Below are 25,718 nucleotides of genomic sequence, written 5' to 3' on the forward strand. Positions count from 1 at the left end.
TGGCTAACGGGCGCCAAGCCTGATGCCACACTGGCCGGTTTTATGGCAAGGAAAAGGCGGCGGCTGTTGCTTAGCCGTGTTATTGCCGCGCCGGCGCACCCTATAGGAAGAGGTGTCGTTCCCGCTCCACCGCCCTGGTGATGAAGCTGGCGACGATCTGGACGCGGCGCAGCGGCCGCACCGATTCGTGATAGACCAGCCAGTAGGCGCGGCGTATCGGCGCGACGATGTCGACTGGCACCAGCTCCGGCATCGAGCGGGCGACGAACGTGTGCAGGATGCCGATGCCGGCGCCCGAGCGAACCGCTTCGGCCTGGCCGAGCGCCGAGGATATGGCGAAGCTGGTGCGCCAATCCGGGCTGAATTCGGCGGCATAGTCGAGCGATGGGCTGACGATCAGGTCCGGCACATAACCGATCAGCGTGTGGCGGCCGAGCTCGGCCGGCGTTTTCGGCAAGCCGTTGGCTTCGACATAGGCGCGGGACGCAAACAGGCCAAGCGTGTAGTCGACCAGCTTGCCGGCCACCAGCCGCCCCTCCGTCGGCCGCTCGACGGTGATGGCAATATCGGCTTCGCGCCTGGACAAGGAGAAGGAGCGCGGTACCGGCACCAGCTGGATGGTGAGCTCGCGATGCAGCGCCGTCAGTTCGCCCAGCCGTTTGGCCAGGAACGCAACGCCAAAACCGTCAGGCGCGCCGATGCGCACCGTGCCGGAAACATCGTCGCCTTCGCCCGATATGGTCGAGCGCGCGGCGATCATGTCGCCTTCCATGCGCTCGGCGATGTCGAGGAAGCGCTCGCCGGCCGGCGTCAGTTCGCTGCCTGTGGTCAGGCGACGGAAGAGTTTCGTGCGCAACGCCTCCTCAAGCGCGGCGATGCGGCGCGAGACGGTGGCATGGTTCAGCTCCAGGCGTTTTGCCGCGCCAGAATCTGCCCGGCACGCGCCACGGCGAGGAAGATGCGGACGTCATCCCAGTTCATGGGAACGGGCCCTTCAGCGATCGATCATTTGCGACAATTAATGCACAGATGGTTCTCGTTGTCTATTTTTCGCACAACGGTTGCGTTCTCGCTCGCGTTGCCTTCGGCGCGGCAAAGGCGGACAATGCGCCATCACCAGAACAGGGAGAGAAACCATGATCGAATACGGTCATTTCATCGGCGGCAAGCGTGTCGCCGGCACCAGCGGCCGCAAGCAGGATGTGATGCAGCCGATGGACGGCTCCGTGCGAGGCACGGTGGCTCTGGCCTCGCAGGCGGAACTGCGCGCGGCGGTCGAAAACGCCAAGGCGGCGCAGCCGAAATGGGCCGCCACCAACCCGCAGCGCCGCGTGCGCGTGCTGATGAAATTCCTCGAACTGGTCGCCCGCGACTATGACGAACTGGCTGACATCCTGGCGCGCGAGCACGGCAAGACCATCGCCGACGCCAAGGGCGACATCCAGCGCGGCCTCGAAGTGGTCGAAGTCTGCATCGGCGCGCCGCATATGATGAAGGGCGAGTTCACCGACGGCGCCGGCCCGGGTATCGACGTCTATTCGATGCGCCAGCCGCTCGGCGTCGTCGCCGGCATCACCCCGTTCAACTTTCCGGCAATGATCCCGCTTTGGAAGATCGCCCCGGCGATCGCCTGCGGCAATGCCTTCATCCTGAAGCCGTCCGAGCGCGACCCGGGCGTGCCGATCCGCATTGCCGAACTGTTCCTCGAGGCTGGCCTGCCGGCCGGTATCCTCAACGTCGTCAACGGCGACAAGGACGTGGTCGACGCCATCCTCGACGATCCCGACATCAAGGCCATCGGCTTCGTCGGCTCGACGCCGATCGCGCATTACATCTATTCGCGCGGCACCGCGGCCGGCAAGCGCGTGCAGTGCTTCGGCGGCGCCAAGAACCACATGATCATCATGCCTGACGCCGACATGGACCAGACGGTCGATGCCCTCATCGGCGCCGGCTACGGCTCGGCGGGCGAGCGCTGCATGGCGATCTCGGTTGCCGTTCCGGTCGGCAACGACACCGCCAACCGGCTGATGGAAAAGCTTATCCCGCGCGTCGAGAGCCTCAAGGTCGGTCCGTCGACCGATTCCGCCGCCGATTTCGGCCCGCTGGTGACGGCGCAGGCATTGGAGCGGGTCAAGGGCTATGTCGACACCGGCGTCAAGGAAGGCGCCAAGCTCGTCGTCGATGGCCGCGGCTTCAAGATGCAGGGCTATGAGGACGGCTATTATATGGGCGGCTGCCTGTTCGACAACGTCACGGCCGACATGCGCATCTACAAGGAAGAGATTTTTGGGCCGGTGCTCTCGGTGGTGCGCGCGCCGCGTTACGAGGACGCGATCAAGCTCGCCAACGACCATGAGATGGGCAACGGCGTTGCCATCTTCACCCGCGACGGCGACGCCGCGCGCGACTTCGCTTCCCGTGTCCAGGTCGGCATGGTCGGCATCAACGTGCCGATCCCGGTGCCGATCGCCTACTACACTTTCGGCGGCTGGAAGGCGTCGTCCTTCGGCGATCTCAACCAGCACGGCCCGGATGCGTTCCGCTTCTACACCAAGACCAAGACGGTCACCTCGCGCTGGCCGTCCGGCATCAAGGACGGCGCGGAGTTCGTCATCCCGACGATGAACTGAGCCGGCCGGTCTCCTGTTTGCGCGTCCTCGCCACTTCGTGGCTGCGGGCGCGCGGGCAGGCGTCAAGGATGGCGCCGAGTTCGTCATTCCGACGATGAGCTAGCCCGATGGTTCTCCGAGAGCCATCGAGAAAGCGCGGTGCGGACCGCGCTTTCTTTTTATGGGCGCGGAGAAACGCCGCGGCGATCAAACTTGTCGCTTTGCGGGTTCGCAGCGTCGCGCAGTGCAACTATAGGAATATGATTCCTGGCGCAGCACGCTCAGAGAGCATCTGCGCATTCTAATAATTCCATCGCTGTGTGATGGAACCAACAGCCCACCATCCGTCTTAGCCTTTATTCCTGCGAAGATCGCAGGCCAATCGAATAGCGCCGGTGCAGCCGGGGTTCTCGTCTGGCGCGAGGAGGTGTCAGATGACACGACATCTTATGGCGACAGTGCTCTTTGCTGCGGTTGCGGTACCTTGCGCTGCCGCGCAGGCAAATGCGGCGGCGCAATGCGCCCCACGTACCGACGTGATCAAGGCGCTCGGCGACAAGTTCCACGAAACCGAAGCGGGGCGCGGGCTGATCAATCCGAACGTCGTGCTCGAGATCTTTGTCTCCGACCAGGGCAGTTGGACGGTCCTTGCTTCTGACACCAAGGGACAAAGCTGCATTCTGTCCGCCGGCGAAGGCTGGGACAGCCATTCGATCACGGCAGCCATGCCGGGCGCCTGAACAGGCCGGCGAAGCGCCACCGTCGCAGGCACCCGCTTGTTTAGGGGGCGAAGCTTCACCATATCGAATCCAGGAGTCATGATCTCCCTGGAACAGACCGGAAACCAGAAGGAGTGACGTGATGAAGACGTCGAATCCGGCCTGGAGCCTTCCGGCACACTGAGGCGGCCGAATGTGCCTCCTTGCCGGAATGCGAAGGCGAAGGAGGTGCCCCCCATGGCACGCAATTTTTCGTTTCGATGGATCAAGTTGGTGGCGGTCGGCGCCGTGATCGCACTGTCGGTCCTCCCCGCGCGGGCGCAAGTGATCTGCGGCGGCCATGACTACCTGGTCGCGAGGCTGGCAGCGGCATTCGAGGAGAAGCGGCTTGGCTACGGCGTGGCCGGAGAAGTCGCTATCTTCGAGGTGTTCGTCTCGCCAGGCGGGACCTGGACCATCCTGATGACCGACGTCAAAGGCCAGAGCTGCATCCTGGCGGCGGGCGACGGATGGGAAGATACGCGGGCCACCGCGGTCGGGCAGCCGGGCGGCTGAAACGCCTCGGGCAGGTGCGAACCGCTCTGCTCAACGCGTCGCGGCGACCTCGGCATGACCGCGCAGCAGCGCCATCAATTTCTTGGCGTCCTTAGCGGCGGCTTCCTCGTCGCCGTCGAGGATGGAACGAATGAGCGCGACGTGATGTTCGGCTGACTCGGCCAGGCCCGTGTCGGCCTTGTAGCGAAACCAGAAGCGACGGCTGTGGCTCTGAAGGGGCGCCGCCACGCGCGCCGCGAACGGATTGTCGGCGGCAATCGCGAGCGCCTCGTCAAGCGCCTTGTCGGCCTGGATGAAGGCAAGCACGTTACCGGCGATCACCGCCTTTTGCATCGCTAGCGCTGCCTCGTGAAACATGTCGGCGGCCTCGCGGGTGACGAAGCGGGCGGCCGAGCGCGCCAGCACAACCTCGATGCCGCGCCTGGCGTCCAGCACCCGCAGCCAGTCGCCGGCATGAAGCGGCGCGACCGCGATGCCGGCGCGCGGCCGCACATCGAGCAGGCCTTCCCAGGCGAGCCGCTGGATCGCCTCGCGCACCGGCGTGCGGCCGAGGCCAAGCTTGTCGATCAGCGCGCCTTCGGTGACGAAGCTCGAGGGCGCCAGTTCGAGCGTGACGATCATATGCTCGAGCGCGCGGTAGGCCTTGCTCGCGGCGGGCTCGAAGGTCGCATTCGCCTCGACGGATATCAGCGGGGAGATCAATGACAGGCTCCTGATATATTTTTCATATATCATAGCGGATTCAGTGTTGACGAGCCAGCTCTTAATAGATATACGGCTGATATATCAATCGGAGAGATAGCCATGTGGACCGGAGTTTTCCCCGCCGTCACGACTAAGTTTACGGCCGACGACCGCCTCGATCATGCCGAGATGGAGCGCTGCCATGCGCTGCAGATGGAGGCCGGCTGCGACGGCATCGTCGTCTGCGGCTCGCTGGGCGAGGGGCCGATGCTGTCGCCCGACGAGAAGATCGAGGTGCTGAAGACCGCGCAGAAAGTCGCCGGCAAGAAGCCGGTGCTGCTGACGGTCAACGAGCCCGGAACGCGCGAGGCGGCGAGCATCGCGCGGCGCGCCGCCAAGGAAGGCGCCGATGGGCTGATGGTGGTGCCAAGTCCGATCTATCACACCAACCCGGAAGAAACGGTCGCGGCGCTGCGCGCCGTGGCGGAAGCCGGCGACCTGCCGATCATGATCTACTCGAACCGGCTTGCCTACCGCGTCGACGTCACCATCGACATGATGGAGGAACTGGCGTCGGACCAGCGCTTTGTCGCCATCAAGGAATCATCCGACGACATCCGCCGCTCGACCGAGATCATCAATCGCTTCGGCAGCCGCTACGATCTTTTCACCGGCGTCGACAACCTCGCCTTCGAGGCGCTGTCGGTTGGCGCCATCGGCTGGGTGGCGGGGCTGGTCACCGCTTTCCCGCGCGAGACGGTGGCGATCTACCAGTTGATGAAGCAAGGCCGCCGCGAGGAGGCGCTGGCGATCTATCGCTGGTTCCGGCCGCTGCTCGATCTCGATGTCTCGACCTATCTGGTACAGAACATCAAGCTTGCTGAAGTGCTGGCAATCGATACCAATGACCGCGTGCGCATGCCGCGTCAGCCATTGTCGGGCGAGCGCCGCAAGGCCGTCGAGAAGATTATCCGGGATGCGCTGGCGGTGCGGCCGCAGCTGCCGTCGCTCCAGACGTCTCCTCGATCGGCGGAAAAGCTGGTGGCAGCCGAATAAGGGACAGCACCGACGTGCAGGAAAATTCCGAGGAGGGGCGCCGCCCCTCATCCGCCCTTCGGGCTCCTTCTCCCGGCGAACGGGGGAGGGGGAAGACATCGCCATTATCGGTGGCGGCATCATCGGCATCTGCGTGGCCATATTCCTCAGCGAAGCCGGGCGCCGCGTCACCGTTTTCGACCGCACCGGCATTTGCGAGGAGACGAGCTCCGGCAACGCCGCCGCCTTCGCCTTCTCCGACGTGCTGCCGCTGGCGCATAAGGGTATGCTCAGGCAATTGCCGAAATGGTTGGCCGATCCGCTCGGACCGCTCAGCATCCCTCCTGCCTATCTGCCCAGGCTCTCGCCCTGGCTGATCCGTTTCTGGCGCGCGGGCGCGTCGAAGCATTATGAGACGAGCCTGGCCGCTCAGGTCGGGATGATGAAGCTTGCCGAAGCCGAATGGATGAGCCTGCTTGAGCGCTCCGGCACAAGGCCGATGCTGCGCGAGGACGGCTCGCTCGAACTCTATGAGAGCGAGGCCGAATTCCAGGGCTCGCTTTCCGGCTGGCGGGAACGCGAGCGTTTCGGCATCGGTTTCCGGCATGTCGAAGGCGAGGAGATGGCAGCACTCCAGCCTGGCTTGGCGCCGCGCTTCATCAAGGGCAGTTTCGTGCCGGGTTGGAAAACGGTTGCCGATCCGAAGTTGCTGGGCAAGGCGATCTGGTCCCATGCTGAACGGCTTGGTGCCCGCTTCGAGCATGCGCGGATTGATCGTGTCGAAGCCGGTGCCAGTGGCGCAGAGATCGTGCTGGCCGATGGCACTAGGCGCAAGGCGAAACAGCTCGTCATCGCCGCCGGCGCCTGGTCGCATCTGCTGGCCAAAAATCTCGGCGATCGCATCCCGCTCGAAACGGAACGCGGCTACAACACGACGCTGCCGGTGTCGGCCTTCGACGTGAAGCGGCAGCTGATCTTTTCCGGCCACGGCTTCGTCATCACGCCGCTCGAAACCGGGTTGCGGGTTGGCGGTGCGGTCGAGCTCGGTGGCATCGAGCGGCCGCCGAACTTCGCCCGATCCAAGGCCATGCTCGAGAAGGCCAGGCGATTCCTGCCGGGGCTTGATCCTTCCGGCGGCCGCGAATGGATGGGGTTTCGCCCGTCGCTACCGGACTCGCTGCCGGTTATTGGACGGGCAAGGGCGCCGAACGTTTTTTACGCCTTCGGCCATGGCCATCTTGGCCTCACCCAGTCGGCGGCAACCGGCCGCTTGATCCGCGATCTCGTTCTCGGGCAGACTCCGCCGGTCGATCTCACCCCGTTCCGCGCGCAGCGTTTTTAAAAATCAAGAGAGTATCATGGCCAGAAAATCCTTCTTCTGTATCGACGGCCACACCTGCGGCAATCCGGTCAGGCTGGTCGCCGGCGGCGGGCCGCTGCTTCAAGGTTCGACGATGATGGAGCGGCGCGCGCATTTCCTCGCCGAATATGACTGGATCCGCACCGGTCTGATGTTCGAGCCGCGCGGCCATGACGTGATGTCGGGCTCGATCCTTTACCCGCCGACGCGCGATGACTGTGACATCGCGATCCTCTTCATCGAGACCTCGGGCTGCCTGCCGATGTGCGGCCACGGCACCATCGGCACGGTCACGATGGCGATCGAGCACGGACTGATCAAGCCGAAGACGCCGGGCGTGCTCAGGCTCGACACGCCGGCCGGGCTGGTCATCGCCGAATACAGGCAGGTCGGCGAATATGTCGAGGAGGTGCGCATCACCAACGTGCCATCCTTCCTCTACGCCGAAGGCCTGACGGTGGATTGCCCGGTGCTCGGCGAGATCAGCGTCGATGTCGCCTATGGCGGCAATTTCTACGCCATTGTCGAGCCGCAGAAGAATTACCAGGACATGGCGGACTATTCGGCGGGCGACCTCGTCGCCTGGAGCCCGGTGGTGCGGCAGCGCCTCAACGAGAAATACTCGTTCGTCCATCCGGAGAACCCGGGCATCAACCGGCTGTCGCATATGCTGTGGACCGGCAAGCCGAGAAACGCCGAGGCCGATGCGCGCAACGCCGTCTTCTACGGCGACAAAGCGATCGACCGCTCGCCTTGCGGCACCGGCACCTCGGCGCGGATGGCGCAGCTCCATGCCAAGGGCAAGCTCAAGGCCGGCGACAGCTTCGTGCATGAATCGATCATCGGCTCGCTGTTCAGGGGCAGGGTCGAAAAAGAGGTCAGCGTCGCGGGCAAGCCGGCGATCATTCCCTCGATCGGCGGCTGGGCGCGGATGACCGGGCTGAACACGATCTTCATCGACGACCGCGATCCGTTCGCGCATGGGTTTGTCGTTACGTGATACGGGTGCCGGCGCAGCTCAGGCGCCGGCCTTCTCCGCTTTCGTCGATACCTGATCGCGGAACCAGTCGGCAAAGGTGACCTCGGCCGCTGAAGGCTGCGCCGACATGGTCAGGAAGTAGCCCTTGTCGTCGTCGGTCGAAATGTCGGAAAGCACAATCAGGTCGCCGCGCCGCAACTCCTCGCGAAAAACCTCGATCGGGCAAAGGGCGACGCCGTGGCCGGCGATGACGGCCGTCGCCAGGATGTTGAAGTCGGCAAAGACCGGGCCGTTGCCGACATCGCTCTTGCCGATCCCGGCCTTCGCGAACCACTCCTGCCAGCCCTGGCGCGTCTCGTCATGCAACAGATCCGCCGCCGCTATTTGCGCCGGCGTCTCCAGCCGGCCCTGGCGCGCCAGATAGTGCGGACTGCAGGCAGGCCGGCTTACCCGCGAAAACAGTTTTAGGCTTGTAGCCCGCGGGGAGGGATCGGCGCCGAGCGTGATCAGGATGTCGTTGTCGTCGTCATCGAGCCGGTCCTCGGCTTTCGCATAGGCGACACGGATCGCGATCTCGGGGTGACGGGCTGTGAAGTCCGACAGCCGCGGCACCAGCCACCGGCTGGCTATCGAGGGGATGCAGCCCACGGAGAGCGAGGCGACCGCCGCGTTCCTGCGGATGCGACGGCAGGCGGCCGCCAGATCGGAAAGTGCCGCGTTCGCCGAGGCCTGCAAGGCCAGCCCGGAATCGGTCAAGCGAACCTTGCGGGCGTCGCGGTGGAACAGGGACACGCCCAGCCACTCCTCCAGCCGCCTGATCTGATGGCTGATCGCCGGATGGGTCACGTGCAGCTCTTCTCCGGCGGCCGAAAAGCTGAGGTGGCGAGCGGCGGCCTCGAAAGCCCGGATGGCATTGAGCGGTAGATAGTCCATCTGTCAAATTTTCTAATCTATCAGGCGAAAATCGGTCATTTGAACTCGGCGCCGCCTTACGACATCTCTTGCATTCGGGGTCGGAGAATATCGCGCCGAGCCGGCAAAAACCATATCGATTCGAGCCTCCCAGGCTCTCCGCGCAGCCCATAAGGAAGATATATCATGTTCACCAGACAGTTGGCCGATGTCGAAAAAACTGACTTCTTCGTCGATTGGGGCAACGGCACCAGCCATCGGCTGCTGACGCAGCACGATGGCATGGGCTTCACGGTCTGCCATACCGTGGTGCGAGCCGGCAGCGAATCGCGGCTCCAGTACCGCCAGCATCTGGAGGCCTGCTACTGCATTTCCGGTAGCGGCGAAGTCGAGGACATGGCTGGCGCCGTCCATCGGATCGAGCCGGGCACGATCTATGTTCTCGATGCTCATGACGACCATTTCCTGCGCGCGGACAGAGCTGGCGACATGGTGCTGGTGAGTGTCTTTAATCCACCGCTCAAGGGGACAGAAAAGCACAGTCTCAATGGGGAAGCCGGCTCCGCTTACTGAACCTCGATTCAGCGCTTTCCTATTTCCGCGCGGCGGCCCGCGGCTGGGCCGCACCTGCGTCACATGGTCATCACACTTGGCAGAAACTTGACCTAACGGAATGAGGGATGGCCCGAAACGGAGCGCTCTCGCTCACGCAAGAATTCTCCCAATCAACTTATTTTGACGGTGATTTCTTCGAAAGGGGGCTCATCATAAGGTTGAATCGTCAAAGACATTGCGTTGTGCCAATGCTACGGTCCGCGATAGTCCAGGGGTCGGGCGCGAAAAAAACGGGCAATCGGACGGCGTGCTTCCAAACCACGCAGAGCGATTGAAAAATCACGTTGCAATCCGGGCTCGAAACTTTACGACTAGGGGAAATACGAAAAGGAATGCGTCCGGGAAGGCGACATTCCAGGGGAGCCGCGTAAATATGCAGTACTTCGTCCAGCAGCTTATAAACGGGCTGACGCTGGGATCGATCTATGGCCTGATCGCGATCGGCTATACGATGGTCTACGGCATCATCGGCATGATCAATTTCGCCCATGGCGATATCTTCATGGTCGGCGCCTTCACGGCCCTCATCGTCTTCCTGATCCTCGGCGCGCTGTTCTATTCGGTGCCGATCGTGATCGCGCTTCTGATCATGATGATCGTGGCGATGCTTCTCACCAGCCTCTACAACTGGACGATCGAAAAGGTGGCCTATCGGCCGCTGCGCGGATCGTTCCGGCTGGCGCCGCTGATCACCGCCATCGGCATGTCGATCGCGCTCTCCAATTTCGTGCAGGTCACGCAAGGGCCGCGCAACAAGCCGATCCCGCCGATGGTCAGCAAGGTCTACACGATCGACGGCATCAGCGTCTCGCTGAAGCAGATCATCATCGTGATCGTAACCGCGGCACTGCTGGCGCTGTTCTGGTACCTGGTCAACAGGACGGCTCTCGGGCGGGCGCAACGCGCCTGTGAGCAGGACCGAAAGATGGCCGCGCTGCTCGGCATCGATGTCGACCGCACCATCTCCATCACCTTCATCATGGGCGCCGCCCTTGCCGCCGTCGCGGGAACGCTGTTCCTGATGTATTACGGCGTCGTGGTGTTCTCCGACGGCTTCACTCCAGGTGTCAAAGCGTTCACCGCGGCCGTCCTCGGCGGCATCGGCTCGCTGCCCGGCGCCGTGCTCGGCGGGCTTCTGATCGGCTTTATCGAGAGCATGTGGTCGGCCTATTTCTCGATCGACTACAAGGACGTCGCCGCCTTCTCGATCCTGGCGATCGTGCTGATCTTCCTTCCCTCCGGCATCCTGGGCCGGCCTGAAGTTGAAAAGGTCTGAGCCCATGGCCGTTACCGTGTCCCCGGAGCGCGACGCCGTCGCTACTCCCATCCAACGCGCTTTGCGTGAAGCGCTCTATGCCGGCCTCATCTCGCTCGGCCTGTTCGTGCTGTTCATCGGGTTGAGGACCGACCAGAACATCAGCAACGAACTGATCCTGGTGAAGCGCTGGGGCCTGCTTGCCATCGTGGTCGCCGCCGTCACGATCGGCCGCTTCCTCTATGTCGCCTTTGTCGTTCCGGCGATGGAACGCTCGAAGGCTGAAAAGGCCGCGGCGCCCAAGGCCGTTGCGGTGGAGCCCGGCCTGGTGCGCCGCAACTTCAACAAGATCGGCCTTGTCGTCCTCTTCCTCTACCCGGCGGCAATGGTCTTTTTGTTCGGCTTCCAGGGCTCGCTGAAATGGGTCGACAATTTCGGCATCCAGATCTTGATCTATGTGATGCTGGCCTGGGGGCTCAACATCGTCATCGGGCTCGCCGGCCTGCTCGATCTCGGTTACGTCGCCTTCTATGCCGTCGGCGCTTACGCTTATGCCCTGCTTGGCACGCATTTCGGCCTGTCGTTCTGGATCCTTTTGCCGGCAGCCGGTGCGATGGCTGCGCTTTGGGGCGTTATGCTCGGGTTTCCGGTGCTCAGGCTACGCGGCGACTATCTGGCGATCGTCACCCTTGCCTTCGGCGAGATCATCCGCCTCGTGCTGATCAACTGGCGCGAGGTGACCAACGGTTCGGCCGGCATCTCCGGCATTCCGAAGGTGTCGTTCTTCGGCCTGATATCGTTCAACGTCTCGGATCCGAACTATATCGCCAAGGTGTTCGGCATCGCCCAGTCGGGCGCCTACTACAAGATCTTCCTCTACTATCTCATCCTGCTGCTGTGCCTGCTCACCGCCTTCGTCACCGTCAGGCTTCGCCGCCTGCCTGTCGGCCGCGCCTGGGAAGCGCTGCGCGAGGATGAGATCGCCTGCCGTTCGCTTGGCATCAACACCACCACCACCAAACTGACGGCGTTCGCGACAGGCGCGATGTTCGGCGGCTTTGCCGGCTCCTTCTTCGCCGCAAGGCAAGGCTTCGTCAGCCCTGAATCCTTCGTCTTCCTGGAATCGGCGATTATCCTGGCCATCGTCGTGCTTGGCGGCATGGGCTCGCTGGGCGGCATTGCGGTGGCGGCCCTCGTCATGATCGGCGGCACCGAGATCCTGCGCGAACTGGACTTCCTCAAGGCGGTGTTCGGGCCCGACTTCACGCCTGAGCTCTACCGCATGCTTCTGTTCGGCATGGCCATGGTCATCGTCATGCTGTGGAAGCCGCGCGGCTTTGTCGGCAGTCGAGAACCGACGGCCTTCCTTAAGAAGCGAAGAGCGGTCTCTGCGTCCTTCACCAAGGAGGGACACGGCTGATGAACACGCAAGCTTCCACGAACGATCTCATCCTGCAGGTCGAGCACCTGTCGATGAAGTTCGGCGGCCTGGTCGCCATCGGCGACCTGTCCTTCCAGGCCAAGCGCGGCGAGATCACCGCGCTGATCGGCCCCAACGGCGCCGGCAAGACGACGGTGTTCAACTGCATCACCGGCTTCTACAAGCCGTCGGAAGGCATGATCTCCCTGAACCGGAAGGACGGCTCGACCTATCTGCTCGAGCGCCTGCCCAACCATGAGATCCCGGCGCGCGCCAAGGTGGCGCGCACCTTCCAGAACATCCGTCTGTTCTCCGGCATGACGCTGCTCGAGAACCTTCTGGTTGCCCAGCACAACAAGCTGATGAAGGCCTCCGGTTATACCTTCCTCGGCCTGTTCGGCTTTCCGAGCTATCGCCAGGCCTCGGCCGAATCGATCGACCTTGCCAGGCACTGGCTGGAAAAGGCCGACCTGGTCGACCGCGCCGACGATCCGGCCGGCGATCTGCCCTATGGCGCGCAACGCCGTCTGGAAATCGCGCGTGCGATGTGCACCGGGCCCGAGCTTCTGTGCCTCGACGAGCCTGCCGCCGGCCTCAATCCGAAGGAATCGGCCGCCCTCAACGAGTTGCTGATGGGCATCAAGGCCATCGGCACGTCGATCCTGCTCATCGAGCATGACATGTCGGTGGTCATGCAGATTTCCGATCACGTCGTCGTGCTCGAATACGGCCGCAAGATCTCCGACGGCAGTCCGCAGTCCGTGCGCACCGATCCGCGCGTCATCGCCGCCTATCTCGGCGTCGACGACGAAGAGGTCGAGACGGTGCTGACCGAGGTCGGCGACGAGGATGTCATCGAGCAGCTCGACACAGGCCCCGACGCCGCGCATGGCCCGGGCAATTCCGCCTCGATGATGGCGGGACCGGTCTCCGATACGACCGAACACGCAAACGAGGGTGAGCGCGTCACCGTCTCGAAGGGCGCGTCGAAGGCGGCTCAGGTCGATGCCCGCGCCGCGTCCATAGCCAGCGTGCCCGTCGTGCCGCCGGCCGCGGAACCCGCTCCGGCAAAGCCGGTCGCGAAAGCGGAGAAGAAGCCGGTTGCCAAAGCGCCGGCCAAACCGTCGGCGGCGGCGAAAACCGGCGGCATCTCCAACCGCCTCGATGCCCCGCGTGGCGGCAAGGCCGACAGCCTGATCCGCATCAAAGGCATCGGCCCGGTCAACGAGAAAAAGCTCAACGAGCACGGCATCTTCCATTTCGACCAGATCGCCGCCTGGAAGAAGGCCGATATCGAAGCGGCGGAAGCCTATCTTGCCTTTGACGGGCGCATCACGCGCGAAGACTGGATCGGACAGGCCAAGGCGCTTGCGAAGGAAGTGGCGGCCAAGCCCGCGACGCGCGGAGGGCGCAAATAATGGCCGGCACAACGCTACTCGATATCAAGGGCGTCCAGACCTTCTACGGCAACATCCGGGCGCTGAACGGCGTCGACGTTTCCGTCAGCCAGGGTGAGATCGTGGCGCTGATCGGCGCCAACGGCGCCGGCAAGTCGACGCTGATGATGACCATCTTCGGCGCACCCCGCGCCCGTGCCGGCACCATCACCTTCGCCGGCACCGACATCACCCAGTTGCCGACGCATGAGATCGCCCGCATGCGCATCGCCCAATCGCCGGAAGGACGCCGCATCTTCCCGCGCATGACGGTGATGGAAAACCTGCAGATGGGCGCCAGCCTCGACAACCTCAAGCACTATGACGAGGACGTCGAGAAGGTGTTCACACTGTTCCCGCGGCTGAAGGAGCGTATCGGCCAGCGCGGCGGCACGCTGTCGGGCGGCGAGCAGCAGATGCTGTCGATCGGTCGCGCGCTGATGGCGCGGCCGAAGCTGCTTCTGCTCGACGAGCCGTCGCTGGGTCTGGCGCCGCTGATCGTCAAGCAGATCTTCGACGCCATCCGCGAGCTCAACAAGTCGCAGGGGCTGACCGTGTTCCTGGTCGAGCAGAACGCCTTCGGCGCGCTGAAACTCGCCGATCGCGGCTATGTCATGGTCAACGGCAACGTGACGATGAGCGGCACCGGCAAGGAACTGCTCGCCAATCCGGAAGTGCGCGCCGCCTATCTCGAAGGCGGACATCACTGATAAGGGTCACCATCATGCAAGGCATTCTCTACGAAGAGGCCAATATCTTCCAATTCCTGTTCGTCACCTGCCTGCTCGGCGGCTGGGCGGCCTGGATGACGGGCAAGGCGGCGGCAGAGACCTGGCGCAGCTACGTGCAGCTGTTCTTCTACATGATCGGCCTCGGCATCGGCATCAGGTTTATCCATCATGCCTTGTTCGGCGGCACGATGTTTTCGCTGCACTACTACATCATCGACACCATTGTGCTGATGATATTGGGCTTCGTCGGCTATCAATACACACGCACCAACCAAATGGTGACACAGTATAATTGGCTCTATGAAAGAGCTTCCTTATTGAGCTGGAAACCGAAAGGTTGACGTTCACCATTAACGCCGTTTCGGGGATGAATCGGCGTGACAAGTGCCTGAAAATCGGCATTCTATGCTTTCTGCGATAAGGGTGGGCATCGCATGAAAGTGTCATCCACGCCCACTCCGTAAATGGGAGCGTTTCAATGAAAAAATCACTCTTGTCCGCCGTTGCGCTGACCGCGTTCGTCGCGTTCAGCGGCAGCGCGTGGGCCGCGGATATCCTGATCGGCGTCGCCGGTCCGATCACCGGCCCGAACGCCGCCTTCGGCGCACAGCTGCAGAAGGGCGCCGAACAGGCGATCGCCGACATCAACGCGGCCGGCGGCGTCAACGGCCAGCAACTCAAGCTTGAGATCGGTGACGACGTCTCCGATCCCAAGCAGGGCATTTCGGTGGCCAACAAGTTCGTCGCCGACGGCGTCAAGTATGTCGACGGCCACTTCAATTCGGGCGTCTCGATCCCGGCTTCGGAAGTCTATCAGGAAAACGGCATGCTCGAGATCACGCCGGCCGCGACAAATCCGAAGTTCACCGAGCGCGGCATGTGGAACACCTTCCGCACCTGCGGCCGCGACGACCAGCAGGGCAAGGTGGCCGGCGACTACATCGCCAAGAACTTCAAGGACGCCAAGATCGCCATCGTCCACGACAAGACGCCTTACGGTCAGGGCCTTGCCGACGAGACCAAGAAGAACCTGAACGCCAACGGCATCACGGAAGTGATGTATGAAGGCGTCAACGTCGGCGACAAGGACTTCTCGGCCCTCATCGCCAAGATGAAGGAAAGCGGCGTCACCCTCATCTACTGGGGTGGCCTGCACACCGAAGCCGGCCTGATCATCCGTCAGTCGGCCGACCAGGGCCTGAAGGCGCCGCTGTTCTCGGGCGACGGCATCGTCTCCAACGAACTGGCCTCGATCGCGGGCGACGCCGTTGCCGGCACGCTCAACACCTTCGCTCCGGATCCGCGCAAGAATCCGGCCGCCAAGGAGGTGGTCGAGAAGTTCCGCGCCGCCGGCTTCGAGCCGGAAGCCTACACGCTCTACTCCTATGCCGCCGTGCAGATCATTGCCCAGGCCATCGCCAAGACCGGCTCGGCTGACGACGCACAGAAGGTTGCCGCGACGATCAAGGCCAACACCTGGAAGACGGCCATCGGCGACATCGGCTATGACGCCAAGGGCGACATCACTCGTCCTGACTACGTCATCTACGAGTGGAAGAAGGGCGACGACGGCAAGTACAGCTACTTCGAGAAATAAGCCGGCTACAGAAGTCGACTTTTCGGAATGCCCGGCGCCTGCGCCGGGCATTTTTCTTTGGCGCTACGCGCCGGCGTTCGGACAGCCTTGCCTGCCTCGGAAACACCGCTTGCGATCGTCTCGTCGGCATCGACAGCATAATAACGATCCCCGTGGCGCAAACAGGGGACTTAAATCGTTTTAGATGTCGCTCGATTCTGTTTGCACTGCAGCATTTTCACGTTAATCATTGCGCCGGTTCATCTTCCCTTACGCTGCTGGAGCCCTGTCCTTGGCCATCACGAAGATCCTCGTCGCCAACCGGTCCGAAATCGCCATTCGCGTCTTTCGCGCGGCCAACGAGCTCGGCCTCAAAACTGTGGCGATCTGGGCGGAGGAGGATAAATATTCGCTGCATCGCTTCAAGGCCGACGAGAGCTACCAGGTCGGGCGCGGACCGCATCTCGCCAAGGACATGGGGCCGATCGAGAGTTACCTGTCGATCGAAGAAGTGATCCGCGTCGCCAGGCTGTCCGGCGCAGACGCCATCCATCCCGGCTACGGCCTGTTGTCGGAGAGCCCGGAATTCGCCGAGGCCTGCGGCGAAGCCGGCATCATCTTTATCGGCCCGAAGCCGGAGACGATGCGCAGGTTGGGCAACAAGGTCGCCGCGCGCAACCTGGCGATCGAGGTCGGCGTGCCGGTGGTGCCGGCCACCGATCCGCTGCCCGACGACATGGAGGCGGTGAAGAAGCTTGCCGCCGAGGTCGGCTATCCGGTGATGCTCAAGGCCTCGTGGGGCGGCGGCGGCCGCGGCATGCGCGCCATCCGCGCGGAAGCCGACCTGGCGCGCGAGGTCATGGAAGGCAAGCGTGAGGCCAAGGCCGCCTTCGGCAAGGACGAGGTCTATCTCGAGAAGCTGATCGAGCGTGCGCGCCATGTCGAGGTGCAGGTGCTTGGCGACACGCACGGCAATGCCGTGCATCTGTTCGAGCGCGACTGCTCGATCCAGCGCCGCAACCAGAAGGTCGTGGAGCGCGCGCCGGCGCCGTATCTAAGCGAGGCGTTGCGCCAGGAGCTTTGCGGCTACGCGCTGAAGATCGCGAGCGAGACCAGCTATATCGGCGCCGGCACCGTCGAGTTCCTGCAGGACGCCGACACCGGCAAGTTCTATTTCATCGAGGTCAATCCGCGCATCCAGGTCGAGCACACCGTCACCGAGCAGGTTACCGGCATCGATATCGTCAAGGCGCAAATCCACATCCTTGATGGCTTCGCCATCGGCACCAAGGAATCCGGCGTTCCGGCGCAAAACGACATCCGGCTCAACGGCCACGCCCTGCAATGCCGCATCACCACCGAGGACCCGGAGCATAATTTCATTCCGGACTATGGCCGCATCACCGCCTATCGCGAGGCGGCAGGCTTCGGCATCCGCCTCGACGGCGGCACCGCCTATTCCGGCGCCGTCATCACCCGCTTCTACGATCCGCTCTTGGAGAAGGTGACGGCCTGGGCGCCGACGCCGGGCGAGGCGATTGCCCGCATGAACCGGGCGCTGCGTGAGTTCCGCATCAGAGGCGTGGCGACTAACCTCACCTTCCTCGAAGCGATCATCAATCACCCGCGCTTCCACGACAATTCCTACACGACCCGGTTCATCGACACGACGCCGGAACTGTTCGAGCAGGTGAAGCGGCAGGACCGCGCCACCAAGCTGCTCAACTACCTGGCCGATGTCAGCGTCAACGGCCATCCGGAAACGCGCGGCCGGCCGATGCCGAAGGCCAATGCGGCTGCGCCGGTGGTGCCGTACCTCAACGGCCATGTTCCGGACGGCAGCAAGCAGCGGCTCGACACGCTCGGGCCTGAGAAGTTCGCCGCCTGGATGCGTGGGCAGCGCCAGGTGCTGGTCACCGACACGACGATGCGCGACGGCCACCAGTCGCTGCTTGCCACGCGCATGCGCACGCATGACATTGTCGGCATCGCCGGCACCTATGCGCGGGCGCTGCCGCAGCTCCTGTCACTGGAATGCTGGGGCGGGGCGACCTTCGACGTCGCCATGCGCTTCCTCACCGAGGATCCCTGGGAGCGGCTCTCGCAAGTGCGCGAAGCCGCGCCCAATCTCCTGCTGCAGATGCTTCTGCGCGGCGCCAACGGCGTCGGCTACACCAATTATCCCGACAATGTCGTGCAGCATTTCGTCAAACAGGCGGCCAGCGGCGGCGTCGACCTGTTCCGCGTCTTCGACTGCCTGAACTGGGTCGAGAACATGCGCGTCGCCATGGACGCGGTCGGCGCCGAGGGCAAGCTGGTCGAAGCGGCGATGTGCTACACCGGCGACATCCTCGATCCGGCGCGCGCCAAATACGACCTCAAATATTATGTCGGGCTGGCCAAGGAGCTGGAGGCGGCCGGCGCGCATATCATCGCCGTCAAGGACATGGCCGGCCTGTTGAAGCCGGCTGCGGCGCGGGTGCTGTTCAAGGCGCTTCGCGAAGCGACCGACCTGCCGATCCATTTCCACACACATGACACGTCGGGTCTGTCGGCGGCCACCGTGTTGGCGGCGGTGGAAAGCGGCGCCGACGCCATCGACGCGGCAATGGATTCCTTCTCCGGCAACACCTCGCAGCCTTGCCTCGGCTCGATCGTCGAGGCGCTGAAAGGCACCGAGCGCGACCCCGGCCTCGACCCGCAATGGATCCGCCGCATCTCCTTCTACTGGGAAGCGGTGCGCAACCAGTACGCCGCCTTCGAGAGCGACCTCAAGGGGCCGGCCTCGGAGGTCTACCTGCATGAGATGCCGGGCGGCCAGTTCACCAATCTCAAGGAGCAGGCCCGCTCGCTCGGTCTCGAGACGCGCTGGCATGAGGTGGCGCAGGCCTATCACGACGTCAACTTGATGTTCGGCGACATCGTCAAGGTGACGCCGTCCTCCAAGGTTGTCGGCGACATGGCGCTGATGATGGTGAGCCAGGATCTCACCGTCGCCGATGTCGAGAACCCGGCCAAGGACATCGCTTTCCCGGACTCGGTCGTGTCGATGCTGCGCGGCGATCTCGGCCAATCGCCTGGAGGCTGGCCCGCGGCGCTGCAAAAGAAGGCGCTGAAGGGCGACAAGCCGATCACCGTGCGGCCGGGCTCGCTTTTGAAAGCGGCCGACCTCAAGGCCAGCCGCAAGGACATCGAGGCAAAGCTGGAGCGCAAGCTCTCGGAATATGAGTTCGCTTCCTGGCTGATGTATCCGAAGGTGTTCACCGACTTTGCCGCCGCGCAGGAAACCTACGGGCCGGTAAGCGTGCTGCCGACGCCGACCTATTTCTACGGCATGAAGTCGGAAGACGAGATTTTCCTGGACATCGAGAAAGGCAAGACGCTGGTCGTGCGCTGCCTGGCGCTCGGCGATGTCGACGAGAAGGGCATGGTCACCGTCTTCTTCGAGCTCAACGGCCAGCCGCGTCGCGTCAGAGTGCCGGACAGGGCGCATGGCGCGTCGGCGGCCAAGGCGCGGCGCAAGGCCGAGCCCGGCAATGAAGCGCATGTCGGCGCGCCGATGCCGGGCGTGGTGTCGGCGCTTGCCGTAGCGTCCGGCCAGGCGGTCAAGGCGGGCGACGTGCTGTTGTCGATCGAGGCTATGAAGATGGAAACAGCACTCCATGCCGAGCGCGACGGCGAGATCGCCGAAGTGCTGGTCAGGGCCGGTGACCAGATCGACGCCAAGGACCTGCTGATCGCGTTCAAATAACAAGCTGCGCGCGGCGCGAGGCGGGTGGATGACAGTAGCAGTTCACAACGGCTCGATAGTGGCTTGACCCGCCGCGCCCGCTCGGGCAGGGAACCCGCTCCAATTTGGCACGGCGGGAATCGCCGTGACCCCATAAGACGCGGAGAGAAAAAATGGCCGACGAGATCACCGAGACCAGCCAGACTGTAGCCGCCGGCCAGCTGCGCGCCATCATCGAGCGCATCGAGCGCCTCGAGGAAGAAAAGAAGACGATTTCCGACGACATCAAGGACGTCTACGCCGAGGCCAAGGGCACAGGTTTCGACACCAAGGCGGTCCGCACCATCGTGCGGCTGCGCAAGAAGGATCAGGCCGAGCGCCAGGAGGAGGAGACCATCCTCGATCTGTACAAGGCCGCGCTCGGCATGGTCTAGCCGTCGTGGCCGGGGACCGGCCATGAGTGAGTTCGACTTCGGCGGCCACCGGGCCTCGGAGTTCCGCCATCGCGGCTTCTGGACGCTGTTTTCCGAGCGGCATCCGGAAGAAAGAGCCAGGCTGGCCCGTCGCGGCCCTTGGTTCTGGCAGCGCGGAATGCCTGACTTCGCCCTGGTGCTTTCCATGTATGTCGCGCCGGCGCAGAACCATGTCGGCGTCTTTTTCGGGCGCAATGAAAAATTCGGCGCCACGCACTCCTGGTCACGGCTGAAGCCGTTCCAGCCGGCGATCGAGGCGAGGCTGAAGCTGAAGCCGGAGCAGAGCTCGCAGGGCCTCGGCATCAATTCACTGTGGCACGTGAACTGCTATGCCGAAGACAACTGGCCGGCCATGACCGACTGGCTGGTGACGGAATGCTCGCGTATCGAAGAAGCGGTGATCGACGTCTTGGGAGAAGCCTGGCCGTAAAAAGCTTGGCGATTTCGCCGCCCGTCGCTGTCAACCGGCTCGCGATTGGTCGCTGCCGATCTCTTCCAGATGCTGCTGCAGCGCCATCCGATCGAGCGAGTGGATCGGCAGGTTCGTGAACAGGCCGATGCGGTTGCTCATCATGCGAAAGGCATCTGCGAAGGCGAGATGCTGCTCGGCGTCGGTGCCGCCGGCCTTGGAGGGATCGGGCACCGCCCAAAGCGCGGTCATCGGATGGCCCGGCCAAACCGGGCAGCTTTCATTGGCCGTGCCGTCGCAAAGCGTGAAGACGAAGTTCATCTCCGGAGCGCCCGGTTTAGAAAATTCGTCCCAGCTTTTCGAGCGAGCGAAGGACGTGTCGTAGCTCAGGCTTTCCAGCAGTTGAAGCGCGTAGGGGTTGACGGAGCCCTTGGGATTTGCGCCTGCCGAATAGGCCTTGAAGCGGCCAGCGCCGATACGGTTGAGAATGGCTTCGCCCATGATCGAACGGGCCGAGTTGGCGTTGCAGAGAAAGAGAACATTGTAGACGTGTTCAGCCATTCCGAATCCCTCCATGTTGCCATGCAAAAGACAGAATGCGATGCGGATCACAGTTCTGTGAATTGTACACCTTTTTGCGGCTGATTTCTGCATCCCTCGACATCGATTTTCGCGCTCACGTCGAAGGGGTGAGGCTTCGGCATTTTGGCGAGGCGAGGCCTGATTGATGGACAAGCCTGCTCAGGAAGCGTCAGGGAGTATCGACCACAAAAGCAGCTTCTGGCGCGTACGCTGGCGGGGCGAGGAACCGCTCGACCGGCTGTTCTGGCGTGACATGCTGCTTGTCGGCACCTTGCTCAGCATTGCCTCGTCGGCAGTGGCCCTGGTCCTGCTGGGCCTGAAGCTGCCGCTCTGGCTGGTGCTCGCGGTGCACTTCCTGCCGGTGCCTTACAACATCTTCCTCACCATTGCGGTCTGGCGGACGGCGGAGAATGCCAGCGGCCTCAAAGCCCAAGCGATGATGCTGGGCTCGGCGCTGTGGCTGATCGCAACGGTCATTGCCTGAAGGCCGGGTACACACAAAAAGGGCGGCCGAAGCCGCCCTTCCTTGAAATCCCGTCAGGCCGTCGGCGCGAAGCGCAGCGCCACGCCGTTGATGCAGTAGCGCAGGCCGGTCGGCGGCGGGCCGTCCTCGAAGACGTGGCCGAGATGGCTGCCGCAGCGCGCGCAGTGGCATTCGGTGCGGACCATGCCGTAGCTGCGGTCGACGGTGTTCTCGATCGAACCCGGGACCGGATCGTTGAAGCTCGGCCAGCCGGTGCCGCTTTCGAACTTAAGCTTGGATTCGAACAGCGGCTGGTCGCAGCCGACGCAGTAGAAAGTGCCGGCGCGCTTCTCGTAAAGCAGGGCGCAGCTGCCGGGGCGCTCGGTGCCGTGATTGCGCATGACGGCATACTGCTCCGGCGTCAGCCGGGCGCGCCATTCGGCGTCGGTGCGAGTGACAGGATAGGTGTGGGTGTCCATTTGATCTCCTCAGCCTTGGCAGCTCGTTATTGGTTTCAACCGGATATTCGCACCAACATAGGCATTCGTTACACCACTTCCCAACGCCGTCCCAGCTAGTGCCTCCTCGAAAGCTGCTTCGTCGCGCCTTCCAGCCCGGCCAGCGTGAGCGGAAACATGCGGCCGCCGAAGATTTCGCCGATCACCTGGGTCGAGTGCGTGTAGCGCCAGTTCTTCTCGGCTTCCGGGTTCAGCCAGATCGCGTTCGGCCATTGCTGCAACAGCCTGGCCAGCCAGACATTGCCGGCCTCGGGGTTCCAGTGCTCGACCGAGCCGCCGGGATGCATGATCTCGTAAGGGCTCATCGCGGCGTCGCCGACGACGATCACCTTGTAGTCCGGCCCGTATTTGTGCAGCAGGTCGAAGGTCGGGATCGTTTCGGCCAGGCGGCGGCGATTGTCTTTCCAAACCCGCTCGTAAAGGCAGTTGTGGAAGTAGAAATATTCAAGCTGGCGGAACTCGGCGCGCGCGGCCGAGAACAATTCCTCGACGATTTTGATGTGGTCGTCCATCGAGCCGCCGACATCGAAGAACATCAGGAGTTTCACGGCGTTGCGCCGTTCGGGACGGGTCTTGACGTCGAGATAGCCGTGCTCGGCGGTGGCGTGGATGGTGCCGGGCAGGTCGAACTCTTCCTCCGCGCCCTCGCGCACCCAGCGGCGCAGGCGCTTCAGCGCCACCTTGATGTTGCGGGTGCCGAGCTCGACCGCATCGTCGAAATTCTTGAACTCGCGCTTGTCCCAGACTTTTACTGCGCGGCGGTGGCGGCTCTCATGCTGGCCGATGCGCACGCCTTCGGGATTGTAGCCATAGGCGCTGAAGGGCGAGGTGCCGCCGGTGCCGATCCATTTCGAGCCGCCCTGGTGACGGCCGTTTTGCTCCTCCAGCCGCTGCTTCAAGGTCTCCATCAGCCTGTCGAAACCGCCCAGAGCCTCGACCAGTTTCTTCTCTTCCTCGGTCAGGTGCTTTTCGGCGAGGCGCCGCAGCCATTCCTCGGGAATGTTGGCGACATCGACGGCGTCCGGCCCGCCGAGCGCCTCGACGCCCTTGAAGACATGCGCGAACACCTGGTCGAAACGGTCGATATTGCGCTCGTCCTTCACCAGGGCGCAACGAGCGAGATAGTAAAAACCCTCGACGTCGTAGTCGACCAGCCTGGCCTCCAGCCCCTCCAGCAGCGACAGATATTCCCTGAGCGAAACGGGAACCCGCGCGGCCTTCAGTTCGAGGAAGAAGGGGATGAACATCAGTCTCTACAGCAGGTCATACTCGATGAAGCCCGTGCGGCGCGCGACATGGTCGTAGAGCTTGCGGGCCGTGGCGTTGGTCTCGTGCGTCATCCAGTAGACGTTCTTGACGCCAATCTTGCCGGCCTCATCCTGCACCGCTTTGATCAGAGCCGCGCCGATGCCCTTGCCGCGGACATCGGGGTCGGCAAACAGGTCCTGCAGGTAGCAGTTGTTTTTCTCGGACCAGCCTGAGCGGTGATAGAGATAGTGGGTGAGGCCGACCGCTTTGCCGTCGAGCGTGGCGATAAAACCCTTCGGCTCGAACTCGCCTGCCGTGAACAGCCGCTTCCAGGTGACGGCGTAGACCTCTTCCGGCAGCTTGGTCTCGTAGAAGGTCAGGTAGTCGGTCCACAGGCGCTTCCAGTCGGCGTGGTCGGACTGCGCGAGCGGACGGACAATAATCTCAGACATTTATTTCATCTCCTCCGAAGGGTTCTGGCCGAAGCTGCCTCTCTGGCCGGCTGGCCGCAACAGTCCACAGCCGGGGAAGCGCTACCCCTGCCTTCTCGCCATGAAGGCCAGGCGCTCGAACAGATGCACGTCCTGCTCGTTCTTCAACAGCGCGCCATGCAGCTTGGGCAGCGCGTTCTTCGGGTCGGCGCGCAAATCTTCCGGCGCAATGTCGTCGGAAACCAGCAGGCGGATCCAGTCCAAAGCTTCGGAGGTCGACGGCTTCTTCTTCAACCCCGGCACGTCGCGGATCTCGTAGAACTGGGTGAGCGCTGCCCGCACCAGATTCTGCTTGATGCCGGGATAGTGCACGTCGACGATACGGTGCAGGGTGTCGATGTCGGGGAAGCGGATATAGTGGAAGAAGCAGCGGCGCAGGAAAGCGTCGGGCAGTTCCTTCTCGTTGTTCGAGGTGATGATGACGATCGGCCTCAGCGCCGCCTTGATCGTCTCGCCGGTCTCATAGACGAAGAACTCCATCCGATCGAGTTCCTGCAACAGGTCGTTGGGGAATTCGATGTCGGCCTTGTCGATCTCGTCGATCAGAAGCACGACCTTTTTCGACGCGGCGAAGGCGTCCCAAAGCTTGCCGCGCTTGATGTAGTTCTTGATGTCGCTGAAGCGGTCGTCGCCAAGCTGGCTGTCGCGCAGCCGCGAGACGGCATCATACTCATAAAGGCCCTGCTGCGCCCGCGTCGTCGACTTGACGTGCCATTCGATGAGGTCGAGGCCGAGCGCTGCCGCCACCTGGCGTGCAAGCTCGGTCTTGCCGGTGCCGGGCTCGCCCTTGACCAGCAAGGGCCGTTCCAGCGCGATCGCGGCGTTGACCGCGACCATCAGATCCTTGTCGGCGACATAGGCCGCCGTGCCTTCGAAACGCATTTTTTCTCCTGGCCTTTTGCGGCGACCGTAAGGAGGCTGCCCGGACCGCGCAAGGCCAAGATGTCGAGGCTACGAATAACGCTGTCGGTGATGCCCGCCTCTCTGGCGCTTGGCCGGCCATCGGCCTATATTGGGCTTGGCGGTCTGCGCTTCCCGGCAGGAAACACTTTTCCCCGGGGCCTTAACGATCCTTAGGGAGCTGTCCCTGGGAAGACCCGTGGGTTTTCTCACACGGCGCCCACCTACTTTGTAGGCACCCGGGATCGACCTTTCCACCGGTTGTGTGGATCGTCACTCTCTCGATTTCGGGAGACTTGCGCAGGCTCTTTGCTTTGACGCAATTCCGGACGGAAAACCGCTGCGCACTTTTCCTGGAATTGCGCTGGAAAACGTCGCTTCTGTAACGCCATCCAAATCTGAGCTTTTCTAGCGTCTGCGCATGACCTCTTCCAAAGAATTGAAAAAACAGCTTCGCAAGGATGCGCTGGCGCGCCGCGATGCGCTGGACGACTTCTGGCGTGTGGAGATCGCGCTCGAAATGGCCGAAACCGCGAAAGAGAAGATCGCGCTCGAGCAAGGCCAGATCGTCTCCGGCTTCTGGCCGATGCGTTCCGAGGTCGATGTACGGCCGCTGATGTTTGCACTGCGCGAAAACGGCGCAAGGCTCTGCCTGCCGGCGATCCTCGACAAGACCACCATCGTCTTTCGCGAGCTGGTGCGCGAGGCGCCGATGGTCGAGATGGGGTTCGGCACGGTCGGTCCGCATGAAGAAGCGGAAGTGCTTGATCCCACCATGATGCTGGTGCCGCTTGCCGCCTTCGACGCGCGCGGCCATCGCATCGGCTACGGCGCAGGCTATTACGACCGGGCAATCGCCAAACTCGCCGCCAAGGGGATAATCCCCAGGCTGATCGGCATCGCCTTCGATTGCCAGGAAGTCGAGCGCGTGCCGGACGAGGACCATGACGTCATCATCTCGGAAATACTGACCGAGAGCGGGCTGCGCCGGTTCACAGCTTGACGTTCATGCCCG

Annotated in this window: 25 protein-coding genes, 1 other RNA gene and 1 pseudogene; 19 read left to right on the forward strand and 8 right to left on the reverse strand. The window is 63.1% G+C overall.

Features of this window, described 5'->3' with window-relative positions; genetic code table 11:
* Positions 1-100 precede the first annotated feature (100 nt).
* A pseudogene (locus ACVDG8_RS21810) lies at positions 101-981 on the reverse strand (LysR family transcriptional regulator).
* Between the two features lie 155 nt (positions 982-1,136).
* Between ACVDG8_RS21810 and ACVDG8_RS21815 the strand changes: the two are divergent.
* The 3 genes from ACVDG8_RS21815 (at position 1,137) to ACVDG8_RS21825 (ending at position 3,886) form a co-directional block, all read left to right on the forward strand.
* Positions 1,137-2,633: a CoA-acylating methylmalonate-semialdehyde dehydrogenase gene (locus ACVDG8_RS21815; RefSeq protein ID WP_447256549.1), complete on the forward strand. Its 1,497-nt coding sequence runs from the start codon at positions 1,137-1,139 to the stop codon at positions 2,631-2,633.
* A gap of 413 nt (positions 2,634-3,046) precedes the next feature.
* Entirely contained in the window at positions 3,047-3,352 is a 306-nt protein-coding gene (locus ACVDG8_RS21820; protein ID WP_447256550.1) for a hypothetical protein, read from the forward strand.
* 216 nt (positions 3,353-3,568) lie between these two features.
* Positions 3,569-3,886, forward strand: coding sequence for a hypothetical protein (locus tag ACVDG8_RS21825; protein WP_447256551.1), 318 nt, complete (start codon positions 3,569-3,571; stop codon positions 3,884-3,886).
* Positions 3,887-3,916: 30 nt separating this feature from the next.
* Here the strand turns inward: ACVDG8_RS21825 and ACVDG8_RS21830 are convergent, their stop codons facing one another.
* Positions 3,917-4,507, reverse strand: a complete 591-nt coding sequence (locus ACVDG8_RS21830) for a GntR family transcriptional regulator (RefSeq protein WP_455707851.1) — start codon at positions 4,505-4,507, stop codon at positions 3,917-3,919.
* A gap of 183 nt (positions 4,508-4,690) precedes the next feature.
* On the opposite strand from ACVDG8_RS21830, the gene ACVDG8_RS21835 reads away from it, so the two are divergent.
* The 3 genes from ACVDG8_RS21835 (at position 4,691) to ACVDG8_RS21845 (ending at position 7,965) form a co-directional block, all read left to right on the forward strand.
* The gene (locus ACVDG8_RS21835; RefSeq protein ID WP_447256553.1) at positions 4,691-5,626 is read left to right on the forward strand and encodes a dihydrodipicolinate synthase family protein; all 936 of its coding nucleotides are present in this window, start codon (positions 4,691-4,693) and stop codon (positions 5,624-5,626) included.
* 133 nt (positions 5,627-5,759) lie between these two features.
* On the forward strand, positions 5,760-6,947 hold the full coding sequence (locus ACVDG8_RS21840) for an NAD(P)/FAD-dependent oxidoreductase (protein ID WP_447256554.1): 1,188 nt from the start codon (positions 5,760-5,762) through the stop codon (positions 6,945-6,947).
* Positions 6,948-6,963: 16 nt separating this feature from the next.
* Positions 6,964-7,965 (forward strand): 4-hydroxyproline epimerase, encoded by a 1,002-nt coding sequence (locus ACVDG8_RS21845; RefSeq protein WP_447256555.1) that lies wholly within the window; start codon positions 6,964-6,966, stop codon positions 7,963-7,965.
* Between the two features lie 18 nt (positions 7,966-7,983).
* Here ACVDG8_RS21845 and ACVDG8_RS21850 read toward each other — a convergent pair whose 3' ends face one another.
* A complete protein-coding gene (locus tag ACVDG8_RS21850) occupies positions 7,984-8,877 on the reverse strand; it encodes a LysR substrate-binding domain-containing protein (RefSeq protein ID WP_447256556.1) in 894 nt (297 codons plus the stop codon).
* Positions 8,878-9,042: 165 nt separating this feature from the next.
* On the opposite strand from ACVDG8_RS21850, the gene ACVDG8_RS21855 reads away from it, so the two are divergent.
* From ACVDG8_RS21855 to ACVDG8_RS21900, 10 genes are all read left to right on the forward strand, one after another.
* Positions 9,043-9,429 carry an ectoine synthase gene (locus ACVDG8_RS21855; protein ID WP_447256557.1) on the forward strand — a complete coding sequence of 129 codons (387 nt, stop codon included), beginning with the start codon at positions 9,043-9,045 and terminating at the stop codon, positions 9,427-9,429.
* 415 nt (positions 9,430-9,844) lie between these two features.
* Positions 9,845-10,747 (forward strand): branched-chain amino acid ABC transporter permease, encoded by a 903-nt coding sequence (locus ACVDG8_RS21860; RefSeq protein WP_447256558.1) that lies wholly within the window; start codon positions 9,845-9,847, stop codon positions 10,745-10,747.
* 4 nt (positions 10,748-10,751) lie between these two features.
* A complete protein-coding gene (livM, locus tag ACVDG8_RS21865; protein ID WP_447256559.1) occupies positions 10,752-12,146 on the forward strand; it encodes a high-affinity branched-chain amino acid ABC transporter permease LivM in 1,395 nt (464 codons plus the stop codon).
* Complete coding sequence (locus tag ACVDG8_RS21870) at positions 12,146-13,564, forward strand: ATP-binding cassette domain-containing protein (protein ID WP_455707214.1); 1,419 nt, start codon at positions 12,146-12,148, stop codon at positions 13,562-13,564. The genes livM and ACVDG8_RS21870 overlap by 1 nt, the downstream gene beginning before the upstream one ends.
* Entirely contained in the window at positions 13,564-14,292 is a 729-nt protein-coding gene (locus ACVDG8_RS21875; protein ID WP_447256561.1) for an ABC transporter ATP-binding protein, read from the forward strand. The genes ACVDG8_RS21870 and ACVDG8_RS21875 overlap by 1 nt, the downstream gene beginning before the upstream one ends.
* A 14-nt stretch (positions 14,293-14,306) precedes the next feature.
* Complete coding sequence (locus ACVDG8_RS21880; RefSeq protein WP_447256562.1) at positions 14,307-14,654, forward strand: DUF6867 family protein; 348 nt, start codon at positions 14,307-14,309, stop codon at positions 14,652-14,654.
* Between the two features lie 137 nt (positions 14,655-14,791).
* Positions 14,792-15,910, forward strand: coding sequence for a branched-chain amino acid ABC transporter substrate-binding protein (locus tag ACVDG8_RS21885; RefSeq protein WP_447256563.1), 1,119 nt, complete (start codon positions 14,792-14,794; stop codon positions 15,908-15,910).
* A gap of 271 nt (positions 15,911-16,181) precedes the next feature.
* Complete coding sequence (gene pyc, locus ACVDG8_RS21890) at positions 16,182-19,640, forward strand: pyruvate carboxylase (protein ID WP_455707215.1); 3,459 nt, start codon at positions 16,182-16,184, stop codon at positions 19,638-19,640.
* A gap of 152 nt (positions 19,641-19,792) precedes the next feature.
* A complete protein-coding gene (locus tag ACVDG8_RS21895; protein WP_027166762.1) occupies positions 19,793-20,053 on the forward strand; it encodes a DUF2312 domain-containing protein in 261 nt (86 codons plus the stop codon).
* A 22-nt stretch (positions 20,054-20,075) separates the two neighbouring features.
* Positions 20,076-20,522, forward strand: coding sequence for a hypothetical protein (locus ACVDG8_RS21900; RefSeq protein ID WP_447256564.1), 447 nt, complete (start codon positions 20,076-20,078; stop codon positions 20,520-20,522).
* Positions 20,523-20,552: 30 nt separating this feature from the next.
* On the opposite strand, the gene ACVDG8_RS21905 is transcribed toward ACVDG8_RS21900, so the two are convergent.
* The gene (locus tag ACVDG8_RS21905; RefSeq protein ID WP_447257410.1) at positions 20,553-21,062 is read right to left on the reverse strand and encodes an arsenate reductase ArsC; all 510 of its coding nucleotides are present in this window, start codon (positions 21,060-21,062) and stop codon (positions 20,553-20,555) included.
* 166 nt (positions 21,063-21,228) lie between these two features.
* Between ACVDG8_RS21905 and ACVDG8_RS21910 the strand changes: the two genes are divergently transcribed.
* Entirely contained in the window at positions 21,229-21,567 is a 339-nt protein-coding gene (locus ACVDG8_RS21910) for a hypothetical protein (protein WP_447256565.1), read from the forward strand.
* 53 nt (positions 21,568-21,620) lie between these two features.
* On the opposite strand, the gene msrB is transcribed toward ACVDG8_RS21910, so the two are convergent.
* The 4 genes from msrB to ACVDG8_RS21930 all read right to left on the reverse strand — a co-directional run bounded on the left by msrB (position 21,621) and on the right by ACVDG8_RS21930 (position 24,685).
* Entirely contained in the window at positions 21,621-22,025 is a 405-nt protein-coding gene (gene msrB / locus ACVDG8_RS21915; RefSeq protein WP_447256566.1) for a peptide-methionine (R)-S-oxide reductase MsrB, read from the reverse strand.
* A 95-nt stretch (positions 22,026-22,120) separates the two neighbouring features.
* Positions 22,121-23,311, reverse strand: a complete 1,191-nt coding sequence (locus ACVDG8_RS21920; RefSeq protein ID WP_447256567.1) for a vWA domain-containing protein — start codon at positions 23,309-23,311, stop codon at positions 22,121-22,123.
* Positions 23,312-23,317: 6 nt separating this feature from the next.
* Complete coding sequence (locus tag ACVDG8_RS21925; RefSeq protein ID WP_447256568.1) at positions 23,318-23,764, reverse strand: N-acetyltransferase family protein; 447 nt, start codon at positions 23,762-23,764, stop codon at positions 23,318-23,320.
* An 81-nt stretch (positions 23,765-23,845) separates the two neighbouring features.
* Positions 23,846-24,685, reverse strand: a complete 840-nt coding sequence (locus tag ACVDG8_RS21930) for an AAA family ATPase (protein WP_447256569.1) — start codon at positions 24,683-24,685, stop codon at positions 23,846-23,848.
* Positions 24,686-24,823: 138 nt separating this feature from the next.
* On the opposite strand from ACVDG8_RS21930, the gene ssrS reads away from it, so the two are divergent.
* Positions 24,824-24,979, forward strand: a non-coding RNA gene (gene ssrS, locus ACVDG8_RS21935) — 6S RNA.
* 145 nt (positions 24,980-25,124) lie between these two features.
* Positions 25,125-25,706 (forward strand): 5-formyltetrahydrofolate cyclo-ligase, encoded by a 582-nt coding sequence (locus tag ACVDG8_RS21940; protein ID WP_447256570.1) that lies wholly within the window; start codon positions 25,125-25,127, stop codon positions 25,704-25,706.
* Positions 25,707-25,718: the final 12 nt, after the last annotated feature.

Source organism: Mesorhizobium sp. ORM8.1, assembly GCF_053005525.2.

What these genes read in the sequence shown, in the direction of transcription:
- ACVDG8_RS21815 (WP_447256549.1), top strand. Translation starts at nt 1,137, where the DNA reads ATGATCGAATACGGTCATTTCATCGGCGGCAAGCGTGTCGCCGGCACC.
- ACVDG8_RS21820 (WP_447256550.1), top strand. Translation starts at nt 3,047, where the DNA reads ATGACACGACATCTTATGGCGACAGTGCTCTTTGCTGCGGTTGCGGTA.
- ACVDG8_RS21825 (WP_447256551.1), top strand. Translation starts at nt 3,569, where the DNA reads ATGGCACGCAATTTTTCGTTTCGATGGATCAAGTTGGTGGCGGTCGGC.
- ACVDG8_RS21830 (WP_455707851.1), bottom strand. Translation starts at nt 4,507, where the DNA reads ATGATCGTCACGCTCGAACTGGCGCCCTCGAGCTTCGTCACCGAAGGC.
- ACVDG8_RS21835 (WP_447256553.1), top strand. Translation starts at nt 4,691, where the DNA reads ATGTGGACCGGAGTTTTCCCCGCCGTCACGACTAAGTTTACGGCCGAC.
- ACVDG8_RS21845 (WP_447256555.1), top strand. Translation starts at nt 6,964, where the DNA reads ATGGCCAGAAAATCCTTCTTCTGTATCGACGGCCACACCTGCGGCAAT.
- ACVDG8_RS21850 (WP_447256556.1), bottom strand. Translation starts at nt 8,877, where the DNA reads ATGGACTATCTACCGCTCAATGCCATCCGGGCTTTCGAGGCCGCCGCT.
- ACVDG8_RS21855 (WP_447256557.1), top strand. Translation starts at nt 9,043, where the DNA reads ATGTTCACCAGACAGTTGGCCGATGTCGAAAAAACTGACTTCTTCGTC.
- ACVDG8_RS21860 (WP_447256558.1), top strand. Translation starts at nt 9,845, where the DNA reads ATGCAGTACTTCGTCCAGCAGCTTATAAACGGGCTGACGCTGGGATCG.
- livM (WP_447256559.1), top strand. Translation starts at nt 10,752, where the DNA reads ATGGCCGTTACCGTGTCCCCGGAGCGCGACGCCGTCGCTACTCCCATC.
- ACVDG8_RS21870 (WP_455707214.1), top strand. Translation starts at nt 12,146, where the DNA reads ATGAACACGCAAGCTTCCACGAACGATCTCATCCTGCAGGTCGAGCAC.
- ACVDG8_RS21875 (WP_447256561.1), top strand. Translation starts at nt 13,564, where the DNA reads ATGGCCGGCACAACGCTACTCGATATCAAGGGCGTCCAGACCTTCTAC.
- ACVDG8_RS21880 (WP_447256562.1), top strand. Translation starts at nt 14,307, where the DNA reads ATGCAAGGCATTCTCTACGAAGAGGCCAATATCTTCCAATTCCTGTTC.
- ACVDG8_RS21885 (WP_447256563.1), top strand. Translation starts at nt 14,792, where the DNA reads ATGAAAAAATCACTCTTGTCCGCCGTTGCGCTGACCGCGTTCGTCGCG.
- ACVDG8_RS21895 (WP_027166762.1), top strand. Translation starts at nt 19,793, where the DNA reads ATGGCCGACGAGATCACCGAGACCAGCCAGACTGTAGCCGCCGGCCAG.
- ACVDG8_RS21900 (WP_447256564.1), top strand. Translation starts at nt 20,076, where the DNA reads ATGAGTGAGTTCGACTTCGGCGGCCACCGGGCCTCGGAGTTCCGCCAT.
- ACVDG8_RS21905 (WP_447257410.1), bottom strand. Translation starts at nt 21,062, where the DNA reads ATGGCTGAACACGTCTACAATGTTCTCTTTCTCTGCAACGCCAACTCG.
- ACVDG8_RS21910 (WP_447256565.1), top strand. Translation starts at nt 21,229, where the DNA reads ATGGACAAGCCTGCTCAGGAAGCGTCAGGGAGTATCGACCACAAAAGC.
- msrB (WP_447256566.1), bottom strand. Translation starts at nt 22,025, where the DNA reads ATGGACACCCACACCTATCCTGTCACTCGCACCGACGCCGAATGGCGC.
- ACVDG8_RS21920 (WP_447256567.1), bottom strand. Translation starts at nt 23,311, where the DNA reads ATGTTCATCCCCTTCTTCCTCGAACTGAAGGCCGCGCGGGTTCCCGTT.
- ACVDG8_RS21925 (WP_447256568.1), bottom strand. Translation starts at nt 23,764, where the DNA reads ATGTCTGAGATTATTGTCCGTCCGCTCGCGCAGTCCGACCACGCCGAC.
- ACVDG8_RS21930 (WP_447256569.1), bottom strand. Translation starts at nt 24,685, where the DNA reads ATGCGTTTCGAAGGCACGGCGGCCTATGTCGCCGACAAGGATCTGATG.
- ACVDG8_RS21940 (WP_447256570.1), top strand. Translation starts at nt 25,125, where the DNA reads ATGACCTCTTCCAAAGAATTGAAAAAACAGCTTCGCAAGGATGCGCTG.